This window comes from Marinobacter sp. (assembly GCF_048259445.1).
Classification (GTDB): domain Bacteria; phylum Pseudomonadota; class Gammaproteobacteria; order Pseudomonadales; family Oleiphilaceae; genus Marinobacter.
Map to the genome: position 1 here is coordinate 81,292 of NZ_JBLXHQ010000011.1, position 17,163 is coordinate 98,454.

Here is a 17,163-nt window from a genome sequence, read left to right on the forward strand (position 1 = left end):
TGCATTTGTTTGCATCAGGAGCTGCGCACCAGTGCCATAAAACCTTCGGCAAACTGATCCAGCGGTTGTGAGCTTTTTTCGAGTTTTGCGCGAAGTACCGCGCCTTCCCAGCCTATCCAGAAAAACTGTGCCATCGAGCCCGGCGACATCTGGCCCGACATGTCACCGGCTTGTTGAGCTTCTCTCAACACCCGGGCGATCCGAGCCTCCCAATCCAGGAAGGTTTCGCGCAACAAGTCACGAAAACTCTCAGGTAAAGCAGCCATTTCCTGCCCAAGGTTGCCGATCAGGCACCCCCGCCGATAATCAAACTTCTGCATGCCGGCTTTCGCGTCATCGACAAAAGCCTGAATGCGTGCCAGAGGGCGAAGAGAGGTATCAGACAGTGAACGCTCCAGCTTTTCCGCAAAATAATGCCCGTAGGCCTCGATCAACGCTTTCCCGAAGGCTTCTTTGTTCTCGAAATAATGGTAGAAGGAGCCCTTGGGCACACAGGCCTGGCGCAGAATTTCGTCAAGCCCGGTATAGGAGTAGCCTTTCTCCGTTAACGCCGCCAACCCTACCCGGATCAACGCCTGACGGGTGTCCTGATAACCGGCATTCTGGCTTTTAGGCGGCCGACCGCGCTTGCGTTTAACTGGTGCACTTTCCACAAATCGCCCTTAATTAGACCAACTGTCTAATTAATTATGCACATTCATGACCGAGCGTCTACTAAAATAAAAAACGCCTCAGAAGAGGCGTTATAAGAGGGACTAGCGCCGGGCGCCTTTACTCAGGGCCTGACGCTGCTTCTGGATCAAAAGAACCCGAGCGGGTTGATGTCGTAACTGGTCAGCATGCACTTGGTCTGCTGATAATGCTCCAGCGCCATCTTGTGGGTTTCACGGCCCACGCCGGACTTCTTGTAACCACCGAAGGCCGCGTGCGCCGGGTAGGCGTGATAGCAGTTCATCCAGACCCGCCCGGCCTGGATATTACGTCCTACCCGGTAGGCGCGGTTGGTGTCGCGAGTCCATACGCCTGCACCCAGCCCGAACTCCGTATCGTTAGCAATCGCCACCGCCTCTTCTTCGGTTTTGAATGTAGTCACGCCGACAACCGGGCCAAAGATCTCTTCCTGGAACACCCGCATATTGTTCTCACCCTTGAACAGGGTGGGCTGAACGTAGAAGCCGTCTTTGAAATCGACATCCATTTCCTCCTTGCCACCGCCGGTGAGAACAACAGCCCCCTCCTGCTTGCCGATTTCAAGGTAGGACATGATTTTGTCGAACTGCTCCTTGCTCGCCTGGGCACCCACCTGCACATCGGTATCCAGCGGGTTGCCGCGCTTGATGGCTTTGGTGCGCTCAACAACCTTCTGCATGAACTCTTCAAACATGTCTTCCTGCACCAGGGCACGGGATGGGCAGGTACATACTTCACCCTGGTTGAAGAACGCGAGAACAAGACCTTCGACACACTTGTCCACGAAAGCCGGCTCGGCTTTCATGACATCGGAGAAATAGATATTAGGCGACTTGCCGCCCAACTCTACCGTTGATGGAATGATGTTTTCTGCCGCGCATTTGAGAATGTGCGAGCCCACAGGTGTAGAGCCTGTGAAGGCAATCTTGGCGATACGCTTGCTGGTCGCCAGGGCCTCACCAGCCTCGATGCCATAGCCGTTAACAATGTTGATAACGCCCGGCGGCAGCAAATCACCAATAATTTCCATCAGCACCAGGATGCTGGCAGGCGTTTGCTCTGCCGGCTTGAGCACGGTGCAGTTACCGGCCGCCAGACAGGGGCCAAGTTTCCAGGCCGCCATGAGTATTGGAAAGTTCCAGGGAATGATCTGCCCGACCACGCCCAGGGGCTCATGGAAGTGATAGGCCACTGTGTTGTGATCGATTTCACCCATGTGCCCTTCCTGGGCCCGGATGCAGCCGGCAAAATAACGGAAGTGATCTGCCGCCAGAGGAATGTCAGCGTTCAGGGTTTCACGCACCGCTTTGCCGTTATCCCAGGTTTCTGCGACCGCCAGCTTTTCAAGGTTGGCCTCAATGCGATCAGCAATTTTGAGCATGATATTGGAGCGTTCTGCCGGAGACGTCCTGCCCCAGGCCGGCGCAGCCTTGTGCGCAGCATCGAGAGCCAGATCAATATCTTCAGCGGAAGAGCGAGGAATCTCGCAAATAACAGCGCCGGTTACCGGGGTTATGTTTTCGAAATACTCGCCTTTAACCGGAGCAACCCACTCACCACCGATATAGTTCCCGTAACGGGATTTGAAAGAAACGACGGAACCGTCTTTTCCTGGTTGTGCATAAATCATTGTCGTCACCTCTTGTTGGGTTTGTAAATGACAACGCGGCTGTGCGCGTTTACCCATTCACTGTAGACCTCAAACAACAATAGGTGAACCACCCGGGAATTCTGACAGTTCCTGAAGACAGTCCTCCAGAAAACTTTCTGGATCAGCCAGTACAGCTTCATCTGCCACCACGCCAAACTGAACCTGCCCGGCATAGCTGACAATACTGACGCCCAGCCCGATATCACCGGCCTGGGGCACCCAGAACATCTGTTCCATAATTCGGCAACCGGCGATATACCGCGCCTCAGGGGTACCGGGAACGTTTGACACGACAGCACTGGCTTTGCGGTAGAAGATATCCGAAAGCGGCTTGCGCAGAGCTTCGGGAATCAGGGATGAACAGGAAGCCAGGCCCCAGGCAATACCGGGCTGCCAGCTCTTTTTCAGCCGACGGGTTTCCTGTTTAATACGATAAAGCCGCTCCAGAGCGCTTTCGCCATCCACAGGCAAGGGAACAAACACAGTGCCAAAGTAGTTACCGAGGGCGTCAGGATCGGGTTGCATATCATCCGGCAGGCGGCTGCGGATATCGACGGGAACGGCCGCATGCAGCACTGCATCTTCCAGAGCCGCTCCGGAGATTCCAAGGCGCGGACGAACAGCTGCCACCACGCAGCTGAGCAAGACATCGTTAATGGTTACATTCGTCGCTTTGGCGATTGACCGGAAACGGTCGAGCGGAACCGGCACGGACCACCGGCAATGACGCCGGCCCAACAGTGGGCGCTTGAGATCTGACGGCGTATCTTCCGGCTCTGCCAGAAAGTCACTGAACTCATTCACCAACTTCAAACCATTACGGGCCAGCTGATCCAGCAACTTACCCGCCGGCTCCTCCTGACCTTCCGGCGCCTCCGCGTATGGCCTGCCAGTAACGGATTCGACTGTGAGATCACCGGTGACCAACTGCTCGATACGGCTCTTGGCCGCTGATATCCAGGGAGACAAATCCCGGATTTGCCGGGCACCATAGACAGCAGGGTGTTGCTGTGGGGAGACAGGGCAGAGGCAGTCAAAAATGCCAGTCAGCGATACCCCGTCGGCGTAGCTGTGATGAAGTCGCAACAATAATACTGCGCCACCCTCTGCATTCGGTGCCAGCCAGAACTTCCACAGAGGACGATATAGCGGCAGGGGCTGATTCAGGCGAGCAGAAACCCATTCCTGGAGGGAAGACTCCGTAAAACGATCAAGCACTACATCCAGGTGGTGCCGGAGATCAAATACCGGATCCGGCTCCCACCACCAGGACGGTGCACGCTTGACCGGCATATACCGGAAACGCTCCCAGGCCATCCAGTAGACCCGCAAGAACTCCCGAAGCCGGGGCGCCGTCAGGCCATCGACCCGCATCATGACGGTAATGGCCATGGGGTTTCGGGGGGTCTCCAGAGCCAGCCAGGCTGAATCCGCAGGAAGCATAAGATGCGTTTGATCGTGACTCAAACCCGAACGTCCCCGGAAGTAGTAGAGTTGAAAGTATTGAAACAAGCATTGTGACAGACATACACCAACGGCTCCACAAAGGCTCCTGCCTCACTGCCCACTTAGCGACGTTACAAAAAAACTACACTCAGGAACCTCTTCACTTCTATACTGGCATAAGCTTAATACCAAACTCCAAAAACAGGCTATCGCCTTGCTGGGAGGAGACGCATTATGAAAGCAAGCCATATCCGCAAGCTGATCAAGCCGATCAACAGTGCGTATTCGGAGATGTTCTCAGGGCGAGTGTATCGCGTTGGGGAAGGCGCCGTGTCTGTGCGAAATCACAGCGGCTCAGCGGAGCAAACTGTTATTGGCGTCCATGGCTTCCTGGAAAATCATTGCTACTTCACCCAGACCTACGATGCACCAACCACCGAACTGATCCTGCTCACCTGCAGCAACTACCATATCCCGGTAAACGGCGTAACACCGGAAGCGCCCGAATGGGAAGTGCCAATCAAACATCTGGAAGGCACTATTGAATACGATGCATGCATTCTGAACCAGGCCCTGACGAATCTGCCGAACTCTCGCAATATACGCATTCATGGCCACTCACGGGGTGGTGCCGTTATTCTTGAAGCGATTAAACAACGGCCAGAACTCTACGAGGACATCGAAGTAATTCTTGAAGCGCCGGCGCTGCCGCAGGGCAAGATTCATCCCTTGGTGACAGCGCTCCTTGAGCCCGTCAGTCATGGCATGTGGCCCTGGCTGATTCGCCTGATCAACAGTGCGCCCTCGTCCGCCTATGGCCAGACATTCTTTGGAAAAATGAATCCGCGCAAAAAGCAGCTGCTGGGCAAGCTGTTTTACTCAACCCGCGACCACCTGACTATTGTTCGCAACATTGAGAACATCCTTGAATGGATGGAGCGCACAGACACTGGCGTCTACCAGAATGTGCGCCACGGCACCTTCCTGATTCCCGGTGTAGATCGCATTCTGGACCGCCCGGCGATGCTCGGCAGCGCGCGGCAAAGCCCGACCACCATGCGCATTATCGAGACCCGGGCACCGAGTCACTTCATTACGCTCGACAGCAAAGAATGGTTGCCCGGATTTGAATCTCTGCCTGTTGCAGCCCAGGGCTGAAGCCCGGGGCCGCACGCCCACTCAACATTATGACTGACATCCGGCAACTGACCGGGCTTACTGCACACGCGCGTTTCCTCCGGTAAACTACCCAGTTCTATTCAAACCGACACACAGATTTACCGGAGCTGGCCCATGTATCGTGAGCGCCTTGTTGGCACGGAAGTGCGCTCAGAAAGCGCCCGCCGCTTGCAGCAGCTGTTACTGGACTACCACGACTTTCGGCACTACAGAGCAGACCACCGGCTGCTCGAAAGCGCGCTTACCATTGCAGACTGGCAAGCCCGGCGCCTGAAACAGACCCATCAGGACCTGTATCAGCGCCCCGGCTATCGGGATGGGCTGGAATTCCTGCTCACCGATCTTTATGCTCCCGCCAACATGACCCGGCGCGACGACAACATCGACCGGGTGTTCCCGAAAATGGTCAAGTGGCTGCCTGACCACCTGCTGGGAACACTTGCCGGTCTGGTGGAGCTGAACCTGATTACTCAGCAGCTTGATCTTGAGTTGGCAGAGCTGCTTGATGCGCGCGACATGCATGCCGGATCGGTAACTTCTGAGCACTACTGTGAGGTGTATCGCGCCAGCCAGAAACTTGAACAGCGCAGACATCAGGTGGTGCTGGTTGCCGATGTGGGGCAGCAGCTTGACCGCTATGTGCGTAATCGCACGCTGGGCTGGCTACTCTCAATGAGCCGGACACCCGCGGAGATGGCCGACCTGAGCGACCTGCACGATTTTCTTCACAGAGGCTATTCTGCGTTCCGCAGGATGGACAAGGTGAACGTGCTGATTGACCGGCTGGTAACCCGGGAGCAGCGGGTAATGGACAACATTCTCAGCGGTCACCCGGAACCGTTTGTGCTCCCGGACGACCTTTAAAAACACCTGAACGCCTTGTTTCAGGGCTCACCCTTGGCGAATCAGGCCTTCAGAATCTGATCAAGCTGGCTGTGAATCTCCTGCTCTATCCGCGACTTGAAAGGCCGCAGTAACATACCCAGCTCCAGATGAACGTTGAGATCATCATCGGTAATGTTCAGATGGCCTTTAACGCCCGAGCGTTTGAACTTGAGGTGATCCCCTTCCCACTGGTAATTGAGCTCGAACTTGCTTGAGAGATCCCTGGCAAGCGCTTCTGCCGCTTCGCGGGCATGTTCTTTATCAAGACTGTGAGCGCGATGTACATCGATTACGGACATGAATCAGTTTTCTCTTCAAAATTGAAAGGTTTTATAGTGTAAGTCGGTATTAAACGTCTAGCCACCCTTGTAGCAACCCCGCCAAGCGTTAGAATACGGGGTTCAGATTCTGACAGGACATGCCCCATGAGCGATCAACAAACGCCGGCCAGCTCGAGCAACGGCCAGGACGACGTCACCCATTTCGGTTTCCGGAATGTACCCAAGAGCCAGAAGGCCGGCCAGGTCGCCGAAGTATTTCACAGCGTGGCGGGCAAATACGATCTCATGAACGATCTCATGTCCATGGGCATCCACCGACTGTGGAAGCGCTTCACCATTGAACTCTCCGGAGTGCGTCCGGGGCACCAGGTGCTGGATATTGCCGGCGGAACCGGCGACCTGACCATGAAGTTCTCAGATCTGGTAGGGCGTGACGGCAAAGTGGTACTTGCCGACATCAACGCCTCCATGCTTCAGGTTGGCCGTAGCCGCCTGACCGATCGCGGCTATGCCGGCAACATTGAATACGTGCAAGCCGATGCCGAGCACCTGCCCTTTCCGGACAATAATTTCAACGCCGTATCCATTGCCTTCGGCCTGCGCAATGTGACCGACAAGGATCAGGCGCTTCGGGATATGACGCGCGTATTGAAGCCCGGTGGCAAACTGATGGTGCTGGAGTTTTCCAAGCCCTCCAATCCGCTGCTCAGCAAGGCCTACGACACATATTCCTTCACGGCCCTGCCGCTCATTGGCCAGCTTATCGCCGGCGACAGCGAGAGCTATAAGTACCTGGCCGAGTCCATCCGTATGCACCCGGATCAGGATACACTCAAGGGCATGATGGAAAACGCAGGTCTGGTGAACTGCAAGTATTACAACATGACCGGCGGCATTGTCGCCCTGCATGTCGGAATCAAACCCTGATGTTTCCCGGTCCGACCCTGCTCACGGCAATAACGGCCATAATCGAGCGGGCACTGAACCATGCGCTTGAACTGGATCCTGCTGGCCAGCAGGCGCTGCTGACCGCACTTGAAGGGCCGGTACAGTTCCGCATTACCGACCCACTGCTCTTTACCTGCTCCCTGCACAGAGCCGGAAACCGGGTGCAGGTGCGCAGTCAGCCCGCAGATGAACCGGCACTGGAAATTAGCGGCAAACCCCTGGCTTTCGCCGCACTGGCAACAGGCGACAACCGTGTATTCACGGATAACCGTCTCGATGTCGTCGGTGACACCAACCTTGCACATCAGTTTCAACGGGCGCTGGATCAGCTCAATCCAGACTGGGAAGCTGCCATGGCAAGGCACATCGGCGACGTACCCGCTCACTTTGTCGGCAAACGTATTCGCAACTCGGTGAGCTGGAGCCGCCAGGCTTTCAGCACTCTGAACGCCAACATTGAAGAATACGTGCACGAAGAAAGCCGCGCCCTGCCCGGACGACGCGAACTGGAAGCCACGTTCGAAGATATCGATTCCCTCAGCCTGCGCGCAGAGCGGCTGGAAGCTCGCGTAAACGAAATCGCAAGCCGCAGCCACACTGACCAATCGGAGACTCCGTGACCCGCCTGCAACGCCTGTTCCGAATTTCCTGGGTATTCTGCCGCTACCGGCTGGACATCTTTCTTCCAATAGCGGAACTTCCCTTGCCATTGAAGATATTTTTTCTTCTGGCCCCCTGGCACCTTTTCCCACAGCCGAAACTTGATCGTGGTGATCGCCTGCGCCTGGCTCTTGAGGAGCTTGGGCCGGTGTTTGTAAAGTTTGGTCAGATCCTGTCCACGCGCCGCGACCTGCTGCCCGACGACATGGCTGATTCACTCAAAACCCTTCAGGACCGCGTACCACCGTTCCCCAGCGATATAGCACGCAACATTATTGAAACATCCCTTGGTGCGCCGGTATCCGAACTGTTCAAAGAGTTCAGTGCAGACCCTCTGGCCTCAGCTTCGGTTGCGCAGGTTCATGCCGCAACGCTGCTTAACGGTCAGGAGGTAGTGGTCAAGGTGCTGCGCCCGGGCATCGAGAAAGTCATCCGTCAGGATCTGGCCCTGATGTACCTGATGGCAAACCTGCTCGAAAAATACTGGACCGAAGGCAAACGGCTGCATCCGGTCGACGTGGTGGCAGACTACGATTCCACCATTCACGACGAACTGGACCTGCAGAGGGAAGCCGCCAATGCCAGCCAGCTGCGCCGTAATTTCGACAAATCCCCACTGATCTATATTCCATTCATAGATTGGGATTACACCCGCAAATCCGTGATGGTGATGGAGCGCATCCACGGCATTCCCATTGCCGATGTCCCGGCCCTGAAAGCTGCAGGCGTAAACCTGAAGGTGCTGGCAGAAAAAGGCGTAGAAATTTTCTTCACCCAGGTATTCCGCGACAGCTTTTTCCACGCCGACATGCATCCGGGCAACATTTTTGTCGACATTACCAACCCGGCCGATCCGAAATACATCGCCATTGATTTCGGCATTGTTGGCACTCTGGCACCGGACGACCAAAGCTACCTGGCGCGCAACCTGCTGGCCTTCTTCCGCCGGGATTACCGGCAAGTGGCTCAGCTCCACATCCAGTCCGGCTGGGTGCCACCGGATACCCGGGTGAACGAGTTTGAAGCCGCCATCCGAACGGTCTGCGAGCCGATTTTTGAAAAGCCCCTGAAAGACATTTCCTTCGGCCATTTCCTGCTACGCCTGTTCCAGACGGCTCGTCGGTTCAACATGGAAGTGCAGCCGCAGTTGGTTTTACTTCAAAAAACCCTGCTGAACGTGGAAGGGCTTGGCCGCCAGCTTTACCCGGAACTCGACCTCTGGAGCACCGCACAACCTTTCCTGGAAAGCTGGATGCGCAAACGGATCGGGCCAGCAGGCCTGATCAAATCCTTGCAGACCCACCTGCCCTCATGGCTGGAACAATCCCCCGAAATGCCGCAACTGGTTCACGACGCACTATTACAACTGCGCGGCGCCGGCCCCACCGAAAAACAGAACCAGGACACGCTGGCCCTGCTTCGGGAACAACAACGCAGAACCGACCGACGCTGGCGCCGGGGGATTATAGCGCTCGCACTGGTTGCCGCAGCCTTCATCGGAACCCAGCCGGAAGCTCGCGAATGGGCAGAGAATGCGCCACTCTGGACCTGGGCGGTTCTGGCATGTGCCGGTGCGTTGGTTATACGCGGTAGCCGCTGAAGCGTTCAGCTCTGTTAGTATTCCAGGGCGTCGTTCGAGACCTTTGGTTTCGCGATCAGGAACTATGTGATTGAATGGACTGACAGGCACCCAAATCATCTCTGTGTTCGAAATGGAGTTTTTTCATGCAGCCCAAGCAAATCGTGGCGCAGTACATCGCGGACATTCATGCCCAGCGTTTTGATGAGGCGAAAGCCCTTCTGGTTGATGAGGGCTTTGAATATGTGGGGCCGAATATGCGCTTCCTTAATCCGGATGACATGATGACCTACCAATTCGGTATGGCGGCCATTCAGAAAGATCTTATCCTGCGCCAGCTCAGTGCCGACGGGGAGCATGTTTTCGCAATCCTGGATTACCAGACCAACTTTGAACCGATCGGAGATGTGCGCCTTGCAATCTGGTTTCGCGTTCAGGACGACAAAATTCGCACAGTCGAAGCTTTTTATAATGCTGCAGTGGTTGAAAACATGCTTGGAGGTAACCTGCCTTCAGCCGGCTGAATCAGTAATTTACAGATCTGGTCAAGATGGCATGCACGCAAGCACTCGAGAGTCATAAAAATGAAAGACGTTTCTGATAATCTAGTCACCCTTGACTGGCTTGATGCTGTCCGGTGGACGGCTGACGGACTCGTTCCGGCAATTGCTCAGGACGCTGCCTCCGGCGACATTCTCATGATGGCGTGGATGAACCGCGAATCGCTCCGGCTCACCGCTGAAGAGGGCCAGGCGGTTTACTGGTCGCGATCACGAGGCAAGCTCTGGCGCAAAGGTGAAACTTCCGGGCACCAGCAGATAGTAAAGGATATTCGCCTCGACTGTGATGAGGATGTGATTTTGCTGAAGGTTGAGCAGAAAGGAGGCATCGCGTGCCACACTGGTCGGCGCAGCTGTTTTTATCGTTCTCTTACAGACGGCCAATGGGCCAGTGTTGACCCGGTCATTAAAGATCCAGATGCCATTTATGGCAAGAACTGAGGAGAGTGTGCAGTGAGCGATGTTCTGGAAAACCTGACGCGGGTTCTGGAAGCCCGTAAATCAGCCGACCCGGAGAAATCCTACGTCGCCAGCCTCCATGCGAAAGGGCTGAACAAGATTCTGGAAAAGGTTGGCGAAGAGTGCACCGAAACATTGTTGGCCGCCAAGGATGCAGAACACTCCGGCAATACCCGGGCCGTTGTCAACGAAACTGCGGACCTCTGGTTCCACAGCATGGTAATGCTCTCCAATCTGGGTCTGTCTTCGAAAGATATTCTGGACGAGCTGGCCAGCCGGTTTGATCTTTCCGGCCTTGAAGAGAAAGCATCCCGAAGCCAGTAAGGCCGTAATACCCCATTGGGGGGTTTCCGCCAACTGCCTCCGGTAACGTACAATAACGTCGAACAGACACATTTAAACGAGGACCCCGTAATGGGCATCAGTATCTGGCAACTTCTTATCGTACTGGGCATCGTCATTCTGCTGTTCGGAACCAAAAAGCTCCGCAACATCGGCACTGATCTTGGTGGAGCCATTCGTGGCTTTAAAAAGTCCATGAATGACGACGACACCAAAACCGAAGACCCGGACTCTCTGGAAGGCCAGGCCGATGAGCAGACACGGCAGGCAACTGAAGAGAAGCCCAGGGACAAAACCAAAAGCTGAGACCAGACAGAATGTTTGATATCGGCTTTCTTGAGCTTCTGATCTGCGGCGTTATTGCTCTGTTGGTGCTTGGCCCCGAACGGCTGCCGACGGCTGCACGTGCAGCTGGGCGCTGGGTTGGCGGTGCTCGCCGCATGGTCAGCCAGTTTACCTCAGAGCTCGACCGCCAGCTGAAAGCCGATGAGCTCAGAAAAGAACTTCGGGACGCCGGTGATGTCGGGCTTGATGATGTTCAGAAAACCGTACGCGGAGCCCTGGACGAAGCCAAAAAGTACGAACACATGATTATGTCGGACAAGCCAGCCGGTAAACCGACGACCGACAAGCAGCCAGCTGCTGATCAAGGCCTGAAAAGCGACGCAAACACCGGCTCAGTGCAAAAATCCCCGGACAAACCTTCATGAATGCAAAAACCGAAGGCAAAGATCCGCACCACAAGAATACCGCTTCCGGACAGCCAGACATGCCTCTGGTTGAACATCTCCTGGAACTCCGGAACCGTCTACTGAAGATGGTTCTGGCCGTGGTGATCTGTTTTGCGGCCATTTATCCCTTCGCCAACGAACTGTATCTCTGGCTGTCCGAGCCTATCCGGTCATTGCTGCCGATCGGACAGACGATGATCGCTACGGACATTACCTCGCCATTTTTCGCACCACTGAAACTAGCGCTTTTCCTGTCGGTCTTTGCCGCTATACCGATCATTCTTTACCAACTCTGGAGCTTTGTGGCGCCGGGGCTGTACGCGCACGAAAAACGTCTGGCCTTTCCCCTGCTGTTTACGTCCGTCATCCTGTTCTATCTGGGTGCTGCATTTGCCTATTTCGTTGTATTCCCTCTGGTGTTCGGCTTTTTTACAGCCATAGGCCCGGAAGGCATTGTTGAGCTGCCGGATATCAGCAGCTACCTGAACTTCGTACTGAAGATGTTTTTCGCTTTCGGTATCGCCTTCGAGATTCCTATTGCCACCATTCTGCTGATCCTCAGCGGCGTCACAACGCCCGCGGATCTGGCAGCAAAGCGGCCTTACGTAGTAGTGGGCTGCTTTGTGATTGGCATGATGCTGACGCCCCCGGACATTATCTCTCAAACGCTTCTGGCGGTGCCCATGTGGATTCTGTTCGAGCTGGGCATTTTGTTTGGCCGACTGGCTGTTCGGGAAGTGTCAGAGACAGACGCGGACGAGTCACCATCTGAATGAACCTGGCCTTACTGTTCGATGAAGACTTCGTTGCTGAGGATCGCGTTGTCCTGCGGGGCCGAAGACTTGAGCACATCCGGGCAGTAATCCGCGCGTCCACGGGAGATCAGCTGTCGGTTGGCCGAGTAAACGGCCGGATGGGGCTCGGCAAGGTGGTAAAACTTACCGATTCAGAGGCCGAACTGGTTGTTGCTCTGGATAAGCAGCCACCGGCCCCACTGCCCCTCACGCTCATTCTGGCCATGCCCCGGCCCAAGATGTTTCGCCGTATTATGCAAACCAGCGCTACTCTGGGCATTAAAGATATATGGTTGATCAACAGCTACAAAGTAGAGAAAGGTTTCTGGCAGACACCCTGGTTGTCGGATGAAAACCTGCGGGAGAACCTGACTCTGGGGCTCGAGCAGGCAAAAGATACCGTCATGCCGAGCGTGCATATCCGCAAGCTGTTCAAGCCCTTCGTGGAAGACGAGCTACCGGCCCTGCTTAAAGACAAGCAGGCCCTGGTTGCACACCCGGGTACTGCTTGTCCCTGCCCGACGCATCTGAACAGAGCGACTGCGCTTTGTATAGGGCCGGAGGGCGGCTTCACTCCCTATGAAGTAGGCAAGCTGGAAGAGGCGGGCTGCAAGAGTGTTCATCTGGGGCCACGCATTCTGCGAGTGGAAACAGCCGTTCCCGTTCTCGTCAGCCGGCTGTTTGACGCCTGTATTTAAGATCAGGCGCCAGCTGATCGTGCTTCCCACATCCTGAGCAACGGCGTGAGTACCGCCACCAGCAGCGCGCCCGAAAGTATACCGATCAATCCATTGGCCAATACAGGTATCAGAGCGGCCGACAGACCACCAAAATCTGTGGCGAAGTGTTCAATTGCCTTGTAAAGCGGCGGTATCCCGTGCACCAGAATGCCACCGCCCACCAGAAACATGGCCAGGGTACCGAGAATCGACAGGCCTTTCATCAGGTAGGGAGCAAGCCAGAGGATGCCATTACCCAACCGCTGGGCCAATTCACTGTCTTTCTGGCTAAGGTATAGACCTGCGTCATCCAGCTTTACGATCCCTGCCACCAGGCCGTAGACAACCACTGTCACCGCCACAGCCACCACTGACAGCACCGCAAACTGCATTCCTATGCTCACGCCCACTACCACCCCGAGGGTGATGGCTATAATCTCCGCCGAAAGAATGAAGTCCGTTCGGATAGCGCCTTTTATCTTTCGCTTTTCCAGGACTTTCAGATCGACATCAGGCTGCTTCAGGGCCTCGCGCAGCTGCTTTTTGTTCTTTTCATTTTCCTCCGCATGCAGAAATTTATGGGCCAGTTTTTCCGCCCCCTCAAAGCAGAGGAAGGCACCGCCGAGCATTAATAACGGTGTAACCAGCCAGGGCACAAAAAAACTGATCGCGACGGCGGCCGGCACAAGAATCACCTTGTTCACCATCGAGCCTTTGGCAACTGCCCAGACGACAGGCAACTCCCGGGCCGGCTTTACACCGGTTACCTGTTGCGCGTTCAGGGCGAGGTCGTCCCCCAGAACACCGGCTGTTTTCTTGGTTGCGGCTTTTGTCATCAGGGAGACATCGTCGAGCAGTGTCGCAATGTCGTCGAGAAGTGTGAGCAGGCTGGCTCCGGCCATGGCAATGGGTTCCCGGGAGTGTTGGTTGTGGAGTAGATGAGTGTATCGGAAACGCTATTCCCCAGAAACCGGCACGGCAACGACAGTTTAAGACTTCCTTAAGATTTGCTCCCTAAACTGGCTCCCGTACCCACCTGGAGCTTTGCCCATGGTTATGTTTGCAACACTCACTTTTCGCCGGCGCTTCGTCATCGCTGCAACACTTTTCTGCTCAACCCTTCTCACCATGCCAGCCATTGCAGTGGATACCGGCGCCGCACCGGACGTGAAGCTGCCAACAAGAGACGGCAGGATCAGCTTGTCAGAATTGCGGGGTAAAGTTGTACTGCTGGACTTCTGGGCCTCATGGTGCGGCCCCTGTCGCCAATCCTTCCCCTGGATGAACGAGATGCAGGCCCGCTATGAAAGCCAGGGCTTTGAGGTGGTGGCTGTGAATGTTGACCAGAATCCAGAGGCCGCTGCGGCGTTTCTGAGCGAAGTTCCGGCAACCTTTACTGTCGCCTTCGACCCCGAAGGCAAAACACCGGAAGCGTACGAGGTCATGGGCATGCCAAGCGCTTATCTGATTGACCGGAATGGCCACATACACAGCCAGCACATTGGTTTTCATAACGGCCAGAAAGAAACCTACGAAGCATCGATTCGCAGCCTTTTGCGCAGCGGTAGCTAACCCGGTGCCCCCGGCTAACCTGAACCGGATACGAGGAATAAAAAATGTCTGACAGGCGCTCGTTCTATTTCCCTTTGAGGCACGCCCGCCGGGCTTTGATGCTGATCGCAGTGAGCACCGCGATATCGGTTATAGCTGGCTGCAGCAATCTGGGAGTAAAGCCCTGGGAGCGTGACCTGCTGGCAGACCCGGACATGCAGTTAACGGTTTCCGGTGTCGACGCGGGGCTGGATGATCACATTTATTTCAGTAAAGAAGCGTCCAGCGGCGGGCGCGGATTTGGCGGAGGTGGCTGCGGATGCAACTGAACAATCACAACAACAACAAAAGCCGACCGGTGGGTCGCGCCCTTGCCGCAGCAACCTGCGCCCTGCTTGGGGTTCAGGTAACAGACAGTCTGGCCAAGGGGCAGCCTGGAGAGTGGGATGTGGAAACCGCGCTGCTGGTGTATTCCGAAACCGATGACCGGGTTCAGGCCGCAGAGCCGGTTATCAGCGCCACCCGTAACTTTGACGGTGAACGCAAACTGAACCTGAAGCTGGTTGCCGACACCCTCACCGGTGCATCGCCTTCAGGCGCGACGCCCAGTGAGCTGCCACAAACCTTCACTACGCCCTCCGGCAATGGCAGCTACCAAATTGCCCCCGGCGAAGCGCCTCTCGATGACACCTTCAAGGACACCCGAGTTGCCGTTTCTGCCAATTGGGAAGCCCCGATTAACCGGGATTACGCTTATAGCCTGGGCGCCTACGGCTCCCGGGAGTACGACTATATTTCCACCGCCGTAAACGGCACCCTCTCCCGCTATCTGGACAACAAGAACACCACATTAACCGGCGGGCTGTCTCTGGGTGTCGATCTGATAGATCCGGTCGGTGGCGCACCGGTAGGCTTGTCCCGCATGCCATTGAGTAACAACAAAAGTCAGGCCGATTTCGATCAGGAGTTTGCCGCAACCCGTGAAAGCGATGACACCAAAACGGTTGTGGATGCCCTGTTTGGCGTGACTCAGGTGATCAACCGCCAAACACTGATGCAGTTCACCTATGGTGTCAGCTACTCCAGCGGTTACCTCACCGATCCTTATAAAATTCTCAGCGTGATTGATGATGCCAGCGGCGCCAACTATGGCGGCAACCTGGTCGGCGCAGACGGCAACTTTGTGTACCTCTACGAGCAAAGGCCCGACACCCGCCTGAAACACTCGCTGTACTGGCAAACCAAATACATGCTCGGCAACGGGGACATCATGGATGGTTCCTACCGGTTCATGATCGACGACTGGGGCATCACCTCCCATACTCTTGACCTGAAATACCGGTGGCGGCTGAACAATAGCTATCTGGAACCCCACTTGCGCTATTACCTGCAGTCAGAGGCAGACTTCTACAAACGCTATCTCACCGCCAGCGAGTACAACTCCGGAACGCCAACTCTTACGGATGCCAGTGCGGATTACCGGCTTGGCGAGATGACGGGGCTGACGTTCGGTGCAAAATGGGGCTATCGTTTTGACGACGATCGCGAACTGGCCATACGGGCAGAGTATCTGATTCAGACCAACGACGGTGACCAGGGCTTCGGCAGCCTGGCCAGCCAGGATCTGTACCCGGATACCAATGCCATGTGGCTTCAGCTCAGCTATAGTTTCTGACAAAGCCTGTTTTACCCGGAGTACCCCGTCGCACTTGCTGCCTGGCGGGGTACCTGAGGACATCATGAACACCATAACCGTCAGTGCCAAAGACAACCCAGCCGGGCACCCTTTGCCTGAGCTTCGGGGCGCCCAGCTCTCCTGGCAAGGCCATTTTGAAGCTATGGCCAGCCCCTGCGAGATCCTGCTGGAAGGCGTAGATCGCAAATTCGCCGAACAGGCCCTTACCTTTGCCGCCACAGAAGCCTGGCGCCTGGAACGAAAGTTCTCACGCTACGTTTCCGGAAACCCCGTTGACCGGATAAACCGAAGCAAAGGCGAACCGGTTACCGTCGATGATGAGATGGCTCTGATGCTGGACTATGCCGCCCAATGCCATGGTCTCAGTCACGGCCGCTTCGACATTACCTCCGGAGTGCTGCGCAGGGCCTGGCGATTTGATGGCAGCGATCATCTTCCCGAACAGAAAGAAACGGATGCACTACTCAAACTGGTGGGCTGGAACAAACTAGCCTGGCAGCGCCCCCAACTGGCGTTGCCAGAAGGAATGGAAATCGATTTCGGCGGCATCGGCAAGGAATACGCGGTAGACCGGGTGTTGCTGGATCTCAAACGGTCGCTGCCGGAAGGCGGGTCTGTTCTGGTGAATTTTGGTGGTGACCTCGCCTGTAGCGGGCCCAGGGCCAATGACAAAGCGTGGATTGTTGGCGTGGAAGATCACCAGAGGCGACCAGACAGCAGTGAAACTCTGTCACTACGCGGCGGGGCGCTGGCAACCAGCGGCGATAGCCGCAGATATTTACTGAAGAACGGTATTCGCTACAGCCATATCCTCGACCCACACACCGGCTGGCCTGTGCCGGACGCGCCCCACAGCGTTACCGTGGCGGCACCAACCTGCACACTGGCCGGTATGCTGGCAACCTTCGCCATGCTCAAGGGTGCAGGCGCAGAGCTTTTTCTTGAGCAACAGGATGTTCAGTTTTGGGTGCAGCGCTGAGCTGAGCCTTTTC

21 protein-coding genes are annotated in these 17,163 nt (G+C 55.8%); 16 read left to right on the forward strand and 5 right to left on the reverse strand.

What is annotated here, in order from left to right; genetic code table 11:
* Positions 1 to 14 precede the first annotated feature (14 nt).
* From ACN0RL_RS09955 to ACN0RL_RS09965, 3 genes are all read right to left on the reverse strand, one after another.
* On the reverse strand, positions 15 to 653 hold the full coding sequence (locus tag ACN0RL_RS09955) for a TetR/AcrR family transcriptional regulator (RefSeq protein ID WP_417516242.1): 639 nt from the start codon (positions 651 to 653) through the stop codon (positions 15 to 17).
* Positions 654 to 799: 146 nt separating this feature from the next.
* Complete coding sequence (locus tag ACN0RL_RS09960; protein WP_417516244.1) at positions 800 to 2,320, reverse strand: aldehyde dehydrogenase family protein; 1,521 nt, start codon at positions 2,318 to 2,320, stop codon at positions 800 to 802.
* A 69-nt stretch (positions 2,321 to 2,389) separates the two neighbouring features.
* The gene (locus ACN0RL_RS09965; protein WP_417516246.1) at positions 2,390 to 3,808 is read right to left on the reverse strand and encodes a WS/DGAT domain-containing protein; all 1,419 of its coding nucleotides are present in this window, start codon (positions 3,806 to 3,808) and stop codon (positions 2,390 to 2,392) included.
* 213 nt (positions 3,809 to 4,021) lie between these two features.
* Between ACN0RL_RS09965 and ACN0RL_RS09970 the strand changes: the two genes are divergently transcribed.
* Positions 4,022 to 4,945 carry an alpha/beta hydrolase gene (locus tag ACN0RL_RS09970; protein WP_417516248.1) on the forward strand — a complete coding sequence of 308 codons (924 nt, stop codon included), beginning with the start codon at positions 4,022 to 4,024 and terminating at the stop codon, positions 4,943 to 4,945.
* Between the two features lie 135 nt (positions 4,946 to 5,080).
* Positions 5,081 to 5,830 carry an FFLEELY motif protein gene (locus ACN0RL_RS09975; protein ID WP_417516250.1) on the forward strand — a complete coding sequence of 250 codons (750 nt, stop codon included), beginning with the start codon at positions 5,081 to 5,083 and terminating at the stop codon, positions 5,828 to 5,830.
* Positions 5,831 to 5,871: 41 nt separating this feature from the next.
* Here the strand turns inward: ACN0RL_RS09975 and ACN0RL_RS09980 are convergent, their stop codons facing one another.
* Positions 5,872 to 6,150, reverse strand: a complete 279-nt coding sequence (locus ACN0RL_RS09980; protein ID WP_417516252.1) for a polyhydroxyalkanoic acid system family protein — start codon at positions 6,148 to 6,150, stop codon at positions 5,872 to 5,874.
* A gap of 126 nt (positions 6,151 to 6,276) precedes the next feature.
* On the opposite strand from ACN0RL_RS09980, the gene ubiE reads away from it, so the two are divergent.
* The 10 genes from ubiE (at position 6,277) to ACN0RL_RS10030 (ending at position 12,903) form a co-directional block, all read left to right on the forward strand.
* Positions 6,277 to 7,059 carry a bifunctional demethylmenaquinone methyltransferase/2-methoxy-6-polyprenyl-1,4-benzoquinol methylase UbiE gene (gene ubiE, locus ACN0RL_RS09985; RefSeq protein WP_291944759.1) on the forward strand — a complete coding sequence of 261 codons (783 nt, stop codon included), beginning with the start codon at positions 6,277 to 6,279 and terminating at the stop codon, positions 7,057 to 7,059.
* Positions 7,059 to 7,700: a ubiquinone biosynthesis accessory factor UbiJ gene (locus ACN0RL_RS09990; RefSeq protein ID WP_417516254.1), complete on the forward strand. Its 642-nt coding sequence runs from the start codon at positions 7,059 to 7,061 to the stop codon at positions 7,698 to 7,700. Before ubiE ends, ACN0RL_RS09990 begins: the two co-directional genes overlap by 1 nt.
* Entirely contained in the window at positions 7,697 to 9,340 is a 1,644-nt protein-coding gene (gene ubiB, locus ACN0RL_RS09995) for a ubiquinone biosynthesis regulatory protein kinase UbiB (protein WP_417516256.1), read from the forward strand. The genes ACN0RL_RS09990 and ubiB overlap by 4 nt, the downstream gene beginning before the upstream one ends.
* 125 nt (positions 9,341 to 9,465) lie before the next feature.
* Positions 9,466 to 9,843 carry a nuclear transport factor 2 family protein gene (locus ACN0RL_RS10000; RefSeq protein ID WP_417516258.1) on the forward strand — a complete coding sequence of 126 codons (378 nt, stop codon included), beginning with the start codon at positions 9,466 to 9,468 and terminating at the stop codon, positions 9,841 to 9,843.
* Positions 9,844 to 9,903: 60 nt separating this feature from the next.
* On the forward strand, positions 9,904 to 10,320 hold the full coding sequence (gene hisI / locus ACN0RL_RS10005; protein ID WP_417516260.1) for a phosphoribosyl-AMP cyclohydrolase: 417 nt from the start codon (positions 9,904 to 9,906) through the stop codon (positions 10,318 to 10,320).
* Between the two features lie 12 nt (positions 10,321 to 10,332).
* Positions 10,333 to 10,662: a phosphoribosyl-ATP diphosphatase gene (locus tag ACN0RL_RS10010; protein ID WP_417516262.1), complete on the forward strand. Its 330-nt coding sequence runs from the start codon at positions 10,333 to 10,335 to the stop codon at positions 10,660 to 10,662.
* A 90-nt stretch (positions 10,663 to 10,752) separates the two neighbouring features.
* On the forward strand, positions 10,753 to 10,986 hold the full coding sequence (gene tatA, locus ACN0RL_RS10015) for a Sec-independent protein translocase subunit TatA (RefSeq protein WP_417516264.1): 234 nt from the start codon (positions 10,753 to 10,755) through the stop codon (positions 10,984 to 10,986).
* 11 nt (positions 10,987 to 10,997) lie between these two features.
* Positions 10,998 to 11,390 carry a Sec-independent protein translocase protein TatB gene (gene tatB, locus ACN0RL_RS10020; protein WP_417516266.1) on the forward strand — a complete coding sequence of 131 codons (393 nt, stop codon included), beginning with the start codon at positions 10,998 to 11,000 and terminating at the stop codon, positions 11,388 to 11,390.
* Positions 11,387 to 12,187: a twin-arginine translocase subunit TatC gene (tatC, locus tag ACN0RL_RS10025; RefSeq protein ID WP_417516268.1), complete on the forward strand. Its 801-nt coding sequence runs from the start codon at positions 11,387 to 11,389 to the stop codon at positions 12,185 to 12,187. Before tatB ends, tatC begins: the two co-directional genes overlap by 4 nt.
* Positions 12,184 to 12,903 carry a 16S rRNA (uracil(1498)-N(3))-methyltransferase gene (locus ACN0RL_RS10030; protein WP_417516270.1) on the forward strand — a complete coding sequence of 240 codons (720 nt, stop codon included), beginning with the start codon at positions 12,184 to 12,186 and terminating at the stop codon, positions 12,901 to 12,903. Before tatC ends, ACN0RL_RS10030 begins: the two co-directional genes overlap by 4 nt.
* Positions 12,904 to 12,905: 2 nt before the next feature.
* On the opposite strand, the gene ACN0RL_RS10035 is transcribed toward ACN0RL_RS10030, so the two are convergent.
* On the reverse strand, positions 12,906 to 13,826 hold the full coding sequence (locus tag ACN0RL_RS10035) for a DUF808 domain-containing protein (protein WP_417516272.1): 921 nt from the start codon (positions 13,824 to 13,826) through the stop codon (positions 12,906 to 12,908).
* Between the two features lie 148 nt (positions 13,827 to 13,974).
* On the opposite strand from ACN0RL_RS10035, the gene ACN0RL_RS10040 reads away from it, so the two are divergent.
* The 4 genes from ACN0RL_RS10040 to ACN0RL_RS10055 all read left to right on the forward strand — a co-directional run bounded on the left by ACN0RL_RS10040 (position 13,975) and on the right by ACN0RL_RS10055 (position 17,150).
* Entirely contained in the window at positions 13,975 to 14,496 is a 522-nt protein-coding gene (locus tag ACN0RL_RS10040; protein WP_417516274.1) for a TlpA family protein disulfide reductase, read from the forward strand.
* Between the two features lie 44 nt (positions 14,497 to 14,540).
* Positions 14,541 to 14,804, forward strand: coding sequence for a DUF4266 domain-containing protein (locus tag ACN0RL_RS10045; RefSeq protein WP_417516276.1), 264 nt, complete (start codon positions 14,541 to 14,543; stop codon positions 14,802 to 14,804).
* Positions 14,795 to 16,150, forward strand: coding sequence for a DUF3570 domain-containing protein (locus ACN0RL_RS10050; RefSeq protein ID WP_417516278.1), 1,356 nt, complete (start codon positions 14,795 to 14,797; stop codon positions 16,148 to 16,150). Before ACN0RL_RS10045 ends, ACN0RL_RS10050 begins: the two co-directional genes overlap by 10 nt.
* Before the next feature lie 64 nt (positions 16,151 to 16,214).
* Entirely contained in the window at positions 16,215 to 17,150 is a 936-nt protein-coding gene (locus tag ACN0RL_RS10055; protein WP_417516280.1) for an FAD:protein FMN transferase, read from the forward strand.
* The last annotated feature ends 13 nt before the right edge of the window (positions 17,151 to 17,163 follow it).